10 protein-coding genes are annotated in these 11,980 nt (G+C 57.6%); 3 read left to right on the forward strand and 7 right to left on the reverse strand.

All coding sequences use genetic code 11. The annotated features are described in order from the left end of the window. Nucleotides 1-197 precede the first annotated feature (197 nt). Both ABEA08_RS06430 and ABEA08_RS06435 read left to right on the forward strand, forming a co-directional pair. On the forward strand, nt 198-791 hold the full coding sequence (locus ABEA08_RS06430) for a Maf family protein (protein WP_345334445.1): 594 nt from the start codon (nt 198-200) through the stop codon (nt 789-791). Between the two features lie 12 nt (nt 792-803). Then, entirely contained in the window at nt 804-1,166 is a 363-nt protein-coding gene (locus ABEA08_RS06435) for an Mpo1-like protein (protein WP_345334447.1), read from the forward strand. On the opposite strand, the gene ABEA08_RS06440 is transcribed toward ABEA08_RS06435, so the two are convergent. Then, nucleotides 1,120-1,767, reverse strand: a complete 648-nt coding sequence (locus ABEA08_RS06440) for an HAD family hydrolase (protein ID WP_345334449.1) — start codon at nt 1,765-1,767, stop codon at nt 1,120-1,122. The genes ABEA08_RS06435 and ABEA08_RS06440 overlap by 47 nt on opposite strands. Nucleotides 1,768-1,769: 2 nt before the next feature. Further along, the gene (rluC, locus tag ABEA08_RS06445) at nt 1,770-2,735 is read right to left on the reverse strand and encodes a 23S rRNA pseudouridine(955/2504/2580) synthase RluC (RefSeq protein WP_345334451.1); all 966 of its coding nucleotides are present in this window, start codon (nt 2,733-2,735) and stop codon (nt 1,770-1,772) included. A gap of 564 nt (nt 2,736-3,299) precedes the next feature. Here rluC and rne point away from each other — a divergent pair. Continuing rightward, a complete protein-coding gene (gene rne / locus ABEA08_RS06450; RefSeq protein ID WP_345334453.1) occupies nt 3,300-6,803 on the forward strand; it encodes a ribonuclease E in 3,504 nt (1,167 codons plus the stop codon). Nucleotides 6,804-6,858: 55 nt separating this feature from the next. On the opposite strand, the gene ABEA08_RS06455 is transcribed toward rne, so the two are convergent. From ABEA08_RS06455 to ABEA08_RS06475, 5 genes are all read right to left on the reverse strand, one after another. Further along, nucleotides 6,859-7,323, reverse strand: a complete 465-nt coding sequence (locus ABEA08_RS06455; RefSeq protein ID WP_345334587.1) for a low molecular weight protein-tyrosine-phosphatase — start codon at nt 7,321-7,323, stop codon at nt 6,859-6,861. Between the two features lie 389 nt (nt 7,324-7,712). Continuing rightward, nucleotides 7,713-7,928: a hypothetical protein gene (locus ABEA08_RS06460; RefSeq protein ID WP_345334455.1), complete on the reverse strand. Its 216-nt coding sequence runs from the start codon at nt 7,926-7,928 to the stop codon at nt 7,713-7,715. A 55-nt stretch (nt 7,929-7,983) separates the two neighbouring features. Further along, complete coding sequence (locus tag ABEA08_RS06465; RefSeq protein WP_345334457.1) at nt 7,984-11,040, reverse strand: host specificity factor TipJ family phage tail protein; 3,057 nt, start codon at nt 11,038-11,040, stop codon at nt 7,984-7,986. Continuing rightward, complete coding sequence (locus tag ABEA08_RS06470) at nt 10,988-11,461, reverse strand: hypothetical protein (protein WP_345334459.1); 474 nt, start codon at nt 11,459-11,461, stop codon at nt 10,988-10,990. Before ABEA08_RS06470 ends, ABEA08_RS06465 begins: the two co-directional genes overlap by 53 nt. Beyond that, nucleotides 11,458-11,949, reverse strand: coding sequence for a DUF1833 family protein (locus ABEA08_RS06475; RefSeq protein WP_345334461.1), 492 nt, complete (start codon nt 11,947-11,949; stop codon nt 11,458-11,460). Before ABEA08_RS06475 ends, ABEA08_RS06470 begins: the two co-directional genes overlap by 4 nt. Nucleotides 11,950-11,980: the final 31 nt, after the last annotated feature.

Here is an 11,980-nt window from a genome sequence, read left to right on the forward strand (position 1 = left end):
GGGCATATTATAGATAGTGGTTTAGGGAGTCAAAACAATTTTAGCCCCTAAAGCCCCCGGCTGACGCCGGTTTCTATCTCTATGTCCAACCGAGCCGAAACGATCCACAGGACGGGGCTTTTTACGTCTTTGCCTTGGTGCTGTCAATGTGCTTTGGTAACCTTTGCAGCCAGTATCAACCGATTCTTTTTATTACTATGCACAAGCAACTGGTTTTAAGCTCCACCTCCCCCTTTCGACGCGAGATCTTAACCAAACTGGGTCTCCCGTTTGACTGCGACAAACCCGAAGTGGATGAAACCCCATTGGCGGACGAAAAAGCACCACAACTGGTTGAGCGACTGGCCGAAGCGAAGGCACGCGCCGTCGCCCAGCGGCATACGGATGCGCTGATCATCGGCTCAGATCAGGTCGCGGTGATCGACGGCCAGATCCTCGGCAAGCCCGGTGATCACGACAACGCCGTCAAACAGCTCCAGGCCGCCAGTGGCAAAAAGGTCACCTTTTATACCGGTCTGAGCCTGGTCAACAGTGCCAGCGGCGCCGCACAGACCCGGGTCGAACCGTTTCATGTGCATTTCAAACAGCTCACCGACGCACAGATCCATGGCTATCTGCGCGCAGAAACTCCCTACAACTGCGCAGGCAGCTTCAAAAGTGAAGGTTTGGGGATCATGCTGTTTGAGCGGTTGGAAGGCCGCGATCCCAACACCTTGGTCGGTTTGCCATTGATCGCCCTTGGTGAGATGTTAGCCAATGAGGGGTTAAACGTACTGTTACAGCAAGAATAGAGGGCAATACCGATGGCACAACGGTTTCACAGCTACCATGACTTCTACCGTTATTACCTGCTTGAACATCAAGATCCCCGTTGTCGCCGTTTACATTACCTTGGTTCGCTGCTGGTGCTCGGTTTGGTATTGGATATGAGCCTGCGCGGTGATTGGCAGCACTGGTGGTGGCTGCCCCTTGCAGGCTATGGTTGTGCTTGGTTAGGCCACTTCCTGTTTGAGCGCAACCGGCCGGCCACGCTGCGATACCCATTCTATAGCTTTGTCAGTGACTGGATCATGCTTAAGGACTGGCTGACGAACCAGCTTGATCACAAGCTCACACAGGCTAAAGCCAACGCAGCAGCTCAAGCGGACGGTCGATCAGCGCCTTAGGCTTCGCTTCCAGCAGCCTATCTGCCTCGCCCGCGCCATAACGCACACCGATACTGTCCGCGCCCGCGCGTCGGGCCATCTCCAGATCAAACCAAGCGTCCCCAACCACCAAGGTGCGTTGCGGCGAGACTTTTGCCTCCTCACACAACTCCAGCACCATATGGGGAGCCGGCTTAGATTCGGTATCGCTGGCACTGCGGGTGTAAGGAAAGTAATGGCGCAAGCCTGAGCTGTCCAATACCCGCTCAAGACCGTGCCGAGCTTTACCGGTCGCCACCGCAAGTTGATGCCCTTGCGCGTTCATCTGAGCCAGCAGCTCCGGCACCCCGTCAAATAAGGGGGCCGGCACCTGCTCTGCCTGCAAATAATACCCTCGGTAACGCTCGCGGAACTGGTGCTTATCGGCACAGGACAGGTGCGGCGCCACTTGCTCGATGCAAGCCTCCATCGACAGCCCGATCAGCCGACGGATGGTGGCACTGTCCGGCACCGTCACGTTCAGATCCCGACTCGCGGATTGCCAGCTACTGACGATCCGCCCGACGGTATCCATCAGCGTCCCATCCCAATCAAAGATCACCAGTTCGTAGCGTGATGGCACGATTACGCTCCTTTCATTTCCTTTAGCAGTTTGAGCAACTTAGACTCAAGTGGCGCTTCCAGTTGCATGGTGGTCTCTTCCACCGGATGGGTAAAGCTCAAACGGAAGGCATGAAGAAAAAGCCGATCCAGCCCCGCTTGCTTCATCTTTTTGTCAAAGCCCTCATCGCCATAACGCTCATCACACGCGATCGGGTGGCCCGCATACTGACTGTGCACCCGGATCTGGTGGGTCCGTCCGGTGATAGGGCTTGCCTCCACCAGTGTGGCGTCGGCAAAGTTTTGCATAATGCGAAAACGGGTTTCTGATGGTTTGCCTTTATCGGACACCACCACCGCGCGGATCCCCGTTGTCTGCTCCAGCTTCAACAACGGTGCCTGTACCGCTCTACGCTTAGCTGTCCAGTTACCTTTAACCAACGCCAAATATTGCTTTCGCATCGTCTTGGCGCGCAGTTGATCCTGCAAGTGGCGCAGCGCCGAACGCTTTTTTGCCACCATCAGCAATCCCGACGTTGCGCGGTCTAAACGATGCACCAACTCCAGACTGCGCTCCTGCGGACGCAGTGCGCGCAAAGCCTCAATGACCCCGAAGCTGACGCCGCTGCCACCATGGACCGCGATCCCAGAAGGTTTGTTGATCACCATCATCACCTTATCTTCATAGATAATGTGCTTTTCCAGTGAGGACACCTTATCGAGCTTGGCCGACGGCAAGGCATCGGGTTTAGGCTCAGAGACACGGACCGGTGCGATCCGGATCTGATCACCATCGCACAGCTTGTACTCTGGCTTGATCCGCTTTTTATTGACCCGCACCTCACCTTTGCGTAGCAAACGGTAGATCAGGCTCTTCGGTACCCCTTTCAAGAAGGTAATTAGAAAGTTATCAATTCGTTGACCAGCATGGTCATCGGTGATGTCCACCCACTGAACTTTGGCGGACGATGAGGATTCAGATGCATTCATGGCAGATATTGTACCTGCTATCGCCATTTGGCCCAAATGAGCGGATAACTGCATTGCTCGAAAATTACAGAATTGCTATGCTTGTCGCATCGACGAGATAGACGAGCCAGTACTTAGGCCTTCGATCACCGTCGACGGGGCAGGGATTGCCAGACAACGACGCTGTATCAGTTAGTGTCTCGCTCCTTTCGTCAGGTTGATAAGCCCGCAGCTCGATCCTATTGCGGCCCGATCCAGACAACATAGGTCATTGACGAAACCTCCCCCAACAATAAACTTAAACAAAGTACGCGTTACCGTATCAGGTTGCCGCTAAGAAGACGGCATGAGAATTCATACCCAGACGCCATAGCGGCTGGGTGGTGTGATAAACACCCGACAATGAGGCCAATCAGGCAAAAGACCATCTGTGGTTCGCCCACAGCAGCCTGCTCTTGTGTGTGATGATCAATATCACCTGCCTCCTCCCCCAACACCAGCCGTGAGGCTGTGAGCCTTTTGGGGCGCCGGAAAGCTTAATGGCTCGACCTGAGCGGTGACCGATAAAATGGATTCAGTCACCCAATGAAAAGAATGTTAATCAACGCCACTCAATCTGAAGAGTTGCGTGTTGCGCTGGTAGATGGCCAGCGCCTGTACGATCTGGACATCGAAAGCCCAGGTCACGAGCAAAAAAAAGCCAACATCTACAAGGGTAAAATCACCCGTGTAGAGCCTTCTCTTGAAGCTGCATTTGTGGACTACGGTGCAGAGCGCCATGGCTTCTTGCCCCTCAAAGAGATCGCCCGCGAATACTTCATCAACCCGACCCAGAAAGGCCGCCCAAATGTAAAAGAGGCGATCAAAGAGGGTCAGGAAGTGATCGTTCAGGTGGATAAAGAGGAGCGTGGCACCAAAGGCGCAGCACTCACCACCTTCATCAGTTTGGCCGGCTCCTACCTGGTATTGATGCCAAACAACCCTCGTGCCGGCGGGATCTCCCGACGCATCGAAGGCGACGAGCGCAGCGAACTGAAAGAAGCGCTGTCCAAACTGACCGTGCCACAGGGTATGGGCCTTATCGTCCGCACCGCTGGCGTTGGCAAAGCCGCAGAAGAGTTATCGGAAGATCTTAACGTACTGCTGCACCACTGGGATTCCATCAAGCAGGCATCAGAAGCGCGCCCTGCGCCGTTCCTGATCCACCAAGAATCCAACGTCATCGTCCGTGCGATCCGCGATTACCTGCGCAGCGACATCGGCGAGATCCTGATCGATCACCAACGCATTTTCGAACAAGCCAAAGAGCACATCTCCTTGGTTCGCCCTGACGCCGTTTCCAAGCTGAAACTGTATCAAAGCGAAGTGCCGCTGTTCACCCACTACCAGATCGAAACTCAGATCGAGTCCGCCTTCCAGCGCGAAGTGCGTCTGCCTTCCGGCGGCTCCATCGTGATCGATCCGACCGAAGCACTGACCGCCATCGACATCAACTCCGCCCGTGCCACCAAAGGCGGCGATATCGAAGAAACAGCACTGCAGACCAACCTGGAAGCGGCCGATGAGATCGCCCGTCAATTGCGCCTGCGCGATCTGGGTGGCTTGGTCGTGATCGACTACATCGACATGGGTCCAGTTCGCCACCAGCGTGAAGTTGAAAACCGTCTACGCGACGCCGTTCGTCAAGATCGAGCCCGTGTTCAGATCGGCCGGATCTCCCGCTTTGGCCTGCTGGAAATGTCACGTCAGCGCCTGCGTCCTTCACTGGGTGAATCCGCCGCTAACCTATGTCCACGTTGCAGTGGCCAAGGCACCATTCGCGGCACCGAGTCCCTGGCGCTGTCCATCTTGCGTCTAATGGAAGAGGAAGCGATCAAAGAGAACACCTCTCAGATCGAAGCCCAAGTGCCGGTCGACGTCGCCGCCTACCTGCTCAATGAAAAGCGCAAAGCCATTCGCATCATCGAGCAGCGCCACAAGGTTGAAGTGTATGTGATCCCACATCCACACATGGAAACCCCAGCCTACAAGGTCTCTCGTCACCGCAAAGACGATACCATTGCCGAAGTCAGCTACTCCCTGGTCGAACGCCCGGAAGCCAAACTGTACGAGCCACGCAAACTGGAACGCCAGCAAGCTGATAAGCCAGCCCTCAGTGGTTTAGCAACTCCAGCGGCAAGCGATACTGCTAAGCCTGTAGCGAAAGCCGCTAAGGCCGAAGCCCCGGCCAAGCCTAAGCGTGAAAGCCGCAAGCCAAAAGCCGACCAAGCGCCAGCCAAACAACCTGGCTTGTTTAGCCGCTTAGCGACGGCCATTAAAGGCCTGTTCAGCAGCGAAGAGGAAAACAAGCCTGAGCCTAAGGGCCGTCGTGGTAACCAGACTCGTCGTCGTGGCGAACGTCAAGAGCGTGGCGAACGTAATGACCGTAACCGCCGCAGCCGCAATCGCAATGAAAAGCGCGATCCCGCGGACAAAGAGCAGCAAGTTGAGGCCAACAAGGAGCGCCGCCGCAGCCGACGTGATCGTCGCGACCGCACCGAAGAGTTGAAGGGCGAGCAAACCGCCCAACGCATCAACAAAGATGACAAGCGCGGTAACCGCAACGAGCGTAACGACCGTAACGACCGTAACGACCGTAACGACCGTAACGACCGTAACGACCGTAACGAGCGCAACGAGAACCGTCGTCCAGAGCGCGAAGAAACCCGCACACGTCGCAGTGAGCGTGATGACAGTCGTCGCCAAGAACGCCAAGCCAAGCCAACTCCGGAGATCGCCCCTGTTGCGACCGAAGAGAAGAGCGAACAGCCCAAACGCGAGCGCCGTCAACGTCGTCAATTGGAACGCTCCGTTCGCGTTCAAAAAGACGGCACCGCAGCACCTCTTGTTGCAGCGCCAGTTGAGATCGCCCAAGCGCCCCCTATTGAACGTCAGCAAGCCGAACTGCCACGCGCCGAAGCGCAGGGGCAAGAAAGTGCCGAGCCTCGTACCGAGCAGGTAGCAGGGACCGATCTCAGCCTGACCGACAATGAACGTCAAGCGCACCGCCGCTCCCGCCGTAGCCCGCGTCACCTTCGTGCAGCCGGGCAACGTCGTCGTCGCATGAATCGCGATGGTGAGACTCAGGAAGCAGCACCGCAGCAGGATCCGGTCAACGCTCGTTATCCAGAAGAGCAGGCACCCACCGACGTCCAGCTTCAAATGGAGCTGCCAGAGGTACAAGCTGAGCCTCAAGCGGTTGAACAGGCACAGCCTGAAATGACCCAAGCGCCAGTGACCGAAGCCCAGCCTGAAGTTGCCGAAGCGCCTGTGGCCGAAGCCCAGCCTGAAGTTGCCGAAGCGCCTGTGGCAGAAGCTCAGCCTGAAGTCGAAGCTCAGCCTGAAGTCAAAGCTCAGCCTGAAGTCAAAGCTCAGCCTGAAGTCGAAGCGCAGCCTGAAGTGACCGAAGCACCTATGGCCGAAGCTCAGCCTGAAGTGACCGAAGCGCCTGTAGCCGAAGCTCAGCCTGAAGTGACCGAAGCACCTGTGACCGAAGCACCTGTAACCGAAGCTCAGCCTGAAGTAACCGAAGCGCCTGTGGCCGAAGCTCAGCCTGAAGTGACCGAAGCGCCTGTAGCCGAAGTTAAGCCTGAAGTGACCGAAGCGCCTGTGGCCGAAGCTCAGCCTAAAGTGACCGAAGCGCCTGTGGCCGAAGCTCAGCCTGAAGCCGAAGCTCAGCCTGAAGTCGAAGCTCAGCCTGAAGTCGAAGCTCAGCCTGTAGTCGAAGCTCAGCCTGTAGCCGAAGCTCAGCCTGTGGCCGAAGCTCAGCCTGAAGTCGCCGAAGCACCGGTTGCCGAAACCCAGCCTGAAGTGACCGAAGCTCCGGTTACCAAGGAGTCCACTGTCGCAGCGCAACCTGCAACAGCCAACACGGGTCGACTCGATCTCCAACAGGGCGCTCAGTCTGAGATGACTCGTCCAGCCGAGACCGAAGAAGCGGCACCGCTAAAAGAGGTTAAAGTGCCTGAGTTTGAAGCCAAGGCCAACGATTTTGCCAAGAATCGCTACGCCACCATGGTCAACTCCGGTATGACCCGCCCACAGGAGTGATCCTCAAGCACTAAAAAAAGGCCACCTTCGGGTGGCCTTTTTGATCGGCTCGGACTTAACCCTTCGCCAGCGCGATCTCACAGAGCAATGCCTCCGCCGACGACTCGATCAGATCCAAGACATGATCAAAACCACCGTCACCCCCATAATAGGGATCTGGTACCTCATCCTCCTCCAACTTCCCCCACTGCAGCATCAGCCCAATCTTATCGCTCAGCTCCTTCGAAGCTAACGACTGAATATCAAGTAGATTTTGCCGGTCTGCCGCTAAGATCAGATCAAATTTCTGCAGATCGTCCCGCCCTATCTGCCGAGCTCTCATGTCAGAAAAGTCATAACCCCGAGCCTGTCCGGCCTGAACCGAACGAGGATCCGGCGACTCACCTGTGTGATAGCCAATGGTGCCAGCCGAATCGATCTTAAGATCCAGCCCAAGCGTTCGAGCCTTATGGCGAAAGACCGCTTCTGCCGTCGGAGAGCGGCAAATATTGCCCATGCAGACTACGAGAATTGAATTTATATCCTTGTAATTCAGTTGTTTAACGTCCACAAAAGCCTCCTAAATGGCCCAAATCAGCAATTTCTTCAGTCTATATAAATCAGGCGCTTATGACGAGTTTTGGTAATCACGTCATGCTCAGTGTGTTTGAAAAACGGAATGACCCCACTTCGTTAGAAAGCATAGGAGCCACTACGGAATACCTGTTTCGTTGCACCTAACAATAGCTGCTTCGACTTTGCTCAATTGAGCTCATGAACAGGGATCCGTAGCTAGCTTTGGGCTGTTCGGCCAACAGAAAGGTATGATTAGTCAACGGCAGTTCTGATGTTGTCGAATTGATGATCCCCAGACAAAAACGGCCCAACAAGGGTTACTCGGCGGGCCGTTTGGTTTGGATTTGGTGCGGGTTACTTGCCGCAGTCGGCGCAGATCCAGCCGCCTATCTTGGCGTTGAGCAGCTTCCAGACAATGAGCAGCAGTAGCCACACACCGACGGTGGCCACCGTCAGTACCAAATGCACCAGGAACATTACCAGCCCGGTTTTGTTGTAAGTACGCTGGTGGGTGGTCTTACGGTCGCACTTTCTGCAGTGCTTGATGGTCTGCTCTAGGGCTTTGGCCATGATCGTATCCTTACGTCGTTGTTTGTGGTCATTTTTTACCCTGCCAGGTCTGATGTCAATCGCCTCGGGCCAGCAGGGTGATCACCATTGATCGGTTGGTAAACACCAGGCCCGCCGCTTGGCCATCCGGCTTGATGATGTGGATCTGCCGCAGGTTCTGATGGATACCGGTGATCAGGTACTCGCCGCCGGTCAGGCCGATGAGCCAGAGCCGCACCCGGTCGCCGGGCCGAAAGTAGGCCACGTCCAACACATCGCCAGGTAACCCAACAAAGGTCACCTCACTGCCATGGCCGATGGCCGGAACGGTTGCCCCTTGCACCGGATCATTGCCCGGTAGCGGCCCCGGGCAATCATCATCGGCGTACAGCCGTGCGTCGTAGTTACGGGCGGTCATGCTGATCTTTTCGGTCCCACTGGGTTTGCTCTTGGTGACCAGCGCTGGGAAGCACCAACGACTGCCTGGGCCAAACATCCACAGCGGCGGCTCCTGTCTACCACTCAGATCCGGGCTAAAGTTCAGCTTACCGCTGATCTCCACTTCATCAGGCCGCTCTAAACGCACCGCTTGGTAAGGCCCGGACAAGCGGCCATCCGGCTTGCGCAAGGCCAGCCAGTGGGTTTCTCCCTCAGTCCAATCCAGATCGGCATCCAGTCGCAACCATGCGCCATCGGGTAAGGGGCTCCACGCCAACAGTTGTCCCGTTTGGGCGTAACCCGGTACGTCATCGGCCAGCGCCACATAATTCAGATAGCGGCTGTTGAAGCCGTCCATCTCCGTAGCCCAGCTGTACTCGGTGCGAATGTATCGAGCCAGCCGCCGTTCGCGCATACCAAAGCGCCAGGCTTGCTGGTGATCGGTCACGCCAAAGGCTTTGACCTTGGCCGGTTGTGCCCCCACATCGCCCGGCAGCAGACAGAGCACGGTTTCGCTTTTCCAGGTTTCCCGGCTGAAATACTCCACTTCGATGCCGTCGGCTTCGTCCATATCAAACAGCCTGTCGTTGCGCTTGAGGCCATCGCCGGTCATGTTCTCCGGTTGGTACTGGTGATCGAACACCGTGCGCGGCTCGTCCCGCACCGGGATGATCTGCCCCAGCTCCAGCGTGGGCTTGGCGTAGCCCACGGCCAGCAGCCGTTCGAGCGCAGCCCAAAAGGTGTCGGCGTTATCGAACTGCGCATCAAAGAAGTCACCACGTCCATGCCAGATATTGTGCAGGCGCAGCAGCTCCTCCTGGCCCATGTTGATATCGCTCAAGCCGATCTCATGGGCGATGTAGCGCAGCACTGGGGCGATGTCGTTGGTGGGTTGCATGTTGGTCGGATCGTTGTAATCCGCCCCCGTCCAGCCATCCCCAAACGGCACATGCAGCAGGCGGGTGGGCACGCAAAACAGCTTGTTTTCAGCGGTGCCAGCCAGGGCATTGGTGCCGCGGATCTTCACCGCCAAGGTGGTGCCATCGTCGTACTGCAGCGGGGTGGGCAGCAGGCTTTTCAGCCTTACCAGCTCGATGGTGTCCCAGATCTTGGTGTCGTCTGCCGCCTCGGTGATCCGATAGGCCCGCACTTGGGGCCGACACATCGATGACAGGTTGATGGTCAGCGTATTGCCCAACTGATCGCGCGTAGCCTCGGTGCGCTCAAACGGCACATCTTGCCAATCGCTATTGGCGTCCTCGCGCCACTGCAGCATGATGGCCACTGTGTGCTCTAGGATCTTGCCCTTATCATTCAGTCGGCCCAGCCCCTGGGGAAAGCGCACATCGATGTGGAGGGTGTCGGTGAGTTCATTGACGGGGGTGGTGTAGAAGGGGCCTACCGGCTTGCCGGGCAAGGTATCGAGGGCGTCGATGGTCACACTGTCATGATCGCCCTGATGGGTGAATCCATCCCAAGTGCCCGTTCCATCCACGCGGGCCATCTCAGCATCGGTTTCGGTCACCGCCTCCACTTGGTATAGGCCATCATCCTCCCCCAAAAACTCGATGCGACCGCCTCGGACATCATCATCCACCCGGTTGTCGTCGATGTAGTTACCGTCCAGATCGCCGATCACCACCACATAGAGTGCGGTGGCCTCGCCATCGTCGGTGGTGTACTTCGCCAGCACCTGGCCAACTTGCCCGGCGATGGGGTAGTACAGCCGCGCCCCCAGCTCATAGGCATGCAGGCTTTGATCGGTGCTGCGATAGCACAGGTGGTTTTCTTCGTTGCGCCAGTCCCGTCGCCAGCCGGTGCTGGCGTTGGCACTGCCTGCTGAGATAAACGCCGCGCCGGGCGTGCCGCTGATCTCCAGCTGCTGGCCCAACTCCCACTCTTGGGGCCACCAGGCTTCCAGATCGCCATCAAAGTCGCGGTACAACGTGAGGCGTTTGCCCTCGAACGTCACCTGCGGCGGCGTGATGTGCGCCACCGCGCCTTCGAGTTCGATGCCGCTGGTGCCTGCGGTCGCGCCGATCTCCGGGCTGGTGTAGACATTGCGATGGGCGGGGTGGCCGCTGACATCGGCACTAGGGGCAAAGATCTCAGCATCGATGTCACTGGCGTAATGGCTGATCGGGGTATTGCCGATCTGGATATCATCCTGGGTCAGCAACAGGTAACCACGGCTGACCAGGGTCATCAGCAGCAGGTATTCGGCGTCCCCTTCGAAGTAGCGATGGGGCTGGCAGATCAGCGACGGAAAGGTGCCGTGGGTGCCGAACAGCTCAGGCACCACGCCCATTAGGCGGATCTGGTTGCCCTGGGCGTTCACATCATAGATGGGACTGCCCTTGGGCTGGGTGGTGTTGTAGTTGTCCGACGGGGCCATCGCCGCCGATACGCCCACCGCCACCACGGCGGCGACAATGGCATAGGCCAACATCTCCCAGCCTTTGGGCTGCACGGTTAGCTCCAGCCGATCACCCGGTTGCAGCACGGTCACATCCCACAGACTCGGCGAAAAAGGCACGCCGTTGAGGGTCGCGAGGATCGGCGGCGTGGCCATCACCCGAAACGAAGGCACCCGCGCTGCGAGTAGCTGGGTCAGGGTCTGACCGGCGGCCACCCGCTCTTGCTCAAACTGGGTTTTGTCCAGCTTGTTGGGATAGGTGATCACGGTGGCAGTCATCAAAAAATCTCACGTCCAGGGATAAGCGACCAAAGGCGCGCAGCGGCAGCAGATGCGGCCCGGCTTTGGCGTTGGTGTGCAGTACTTTGATGCCCTCGGCTTCGACCACCAGCCCCACATGCAACAGCACGGGGCGCTGTTCGGCGTCAGGCTTAAAGCAGCAGGCCACGGCCCCAGGGCGCGGTGACACCTCGGCAAAGCGGGGCAGCATCTGGGCAAAGGCGTCGGTCATGCCCGGTTTGTTGGCGCACAGGATATGGCCGTAACTGGTGGCCATGTCGCGGCCAAACAGCAACGCGCGGGCCAGCCGCACCTGGCCCCAGCAGTCGAGGCCGTCCATATCACGGCCCCCGTCGAGATAGGGCACGGCCAAAAAGTCATTCACGCTGAAGTGCTGTGCGGCTTGGGTGTCTGTGATCATGCGTATTTGATCCCCGGATACTTGGCTGGAGTGAACAACAAAAAGGGCCAGCGCTTATCCATCAAATTGCGGAATGACGCGGTGACCGTCGCACTGCGCCGGTCATCGGCATACCCCACCGCCGTCAACACCAGCGGGGGCTGAGCGGGGCCGGTTGGGTCGGTTTCCAGATAGGGCCGATAACGCACCGGGATCTCGCCGCCCTGCTCTTGAGCGGCCAGCATGTTGTGGCGCACGTCGCCGGTGACGTTATCCATGGCAAAGGCGAGATCTTCCCGCCCCACCACCGCGCGTTCGGGCAGGTTGATCCCCAGTCCGGCAGCGGTGAAGGTGACGGTTTCGCCGGTTTCGAGGGTCAGCGCGATATCGTTAAACCCGTTGCACAAACGAAACACCCCGCCGGGAAAGGCGGGGTGTTCTAGCTCTAGGGTGTGGATCACCGCTTCATCAGCGGGGGCGCTGGCGTAAGCGACTTCGATGGCTTTCATGGTCACATTCCCAATTAAAAACAGACCGAGG

The sequence above is a fragment of the Ferrimonas pelagia genome, from assembly GCF_039543565.1.
GTDB classification, from domain to species: Bacteria; Pseudomonadota; Gammaproteobacteria; order Enterobacterales; family Shewanellaceae; genus Ferrimonas; species Ferrimonas pelagia.

Excerpts from the sequence above, each read along its gene's own strand:
- ABEA08_RS06430 (WP_345334445.1), top strand. The coding sequence starts at position 198 with ATGCACAAGCAACTGGTTTTAAGCTCCACCTCCCCCTTTCGACGCGAG.
- ABEA08_RS06435 (WP_345334447.1), top strand. The coding sequence starts at position 804 with ATGGCACAACGGTTTCACAGCTACCATGACTTCTACCGTTATTACCTG.
- rluC (WP_345334451.1), bottom strand. The coding sequence starts at position 2,735 with ATGAATGCATCTGAATCCTCATCGTCCGCCAAAGTTCAGTGGGTGGAC.
- rne (WP_345334453.1), top strand. The coding sequence starts at position 3,300 with ATGAAAAGAATGTTAATCAACGCCACTCAATCTGAAGAGTTGCGTGTT.
- ABEA08_RS06460 (WP_345334455.1), bottom strand. The coding sequence starts at position 7,928 with ATGGCCAAAGCCCTAGAGCAGACCATCAAGCACTGCAGAAAGTGCGAC.
- ABEA08_RS06465 (WP_345334457.1), bottom strand. The coding sequence starts at position 11,040 with ATGACTGCCACCGTGATCACCTATCCCAACAAGCTGGACAAAACCCAG.
- ABEA08_RS06470 (WP_345334459.1), bottom strand. The coding sequence starts at position 11,461 with ATGATCACAGACACCCAAGCCGCACAGCACTTCAGCGTGAATGACTTT.
- ABEA08_RS06475 (WP_345334461.1), bottom strand. The coding sequence starts at position 11,949 with ATGAAAGCCATCGAAGTCGCTTACGCCAGCGCCCCCGCTGATGAAGCG.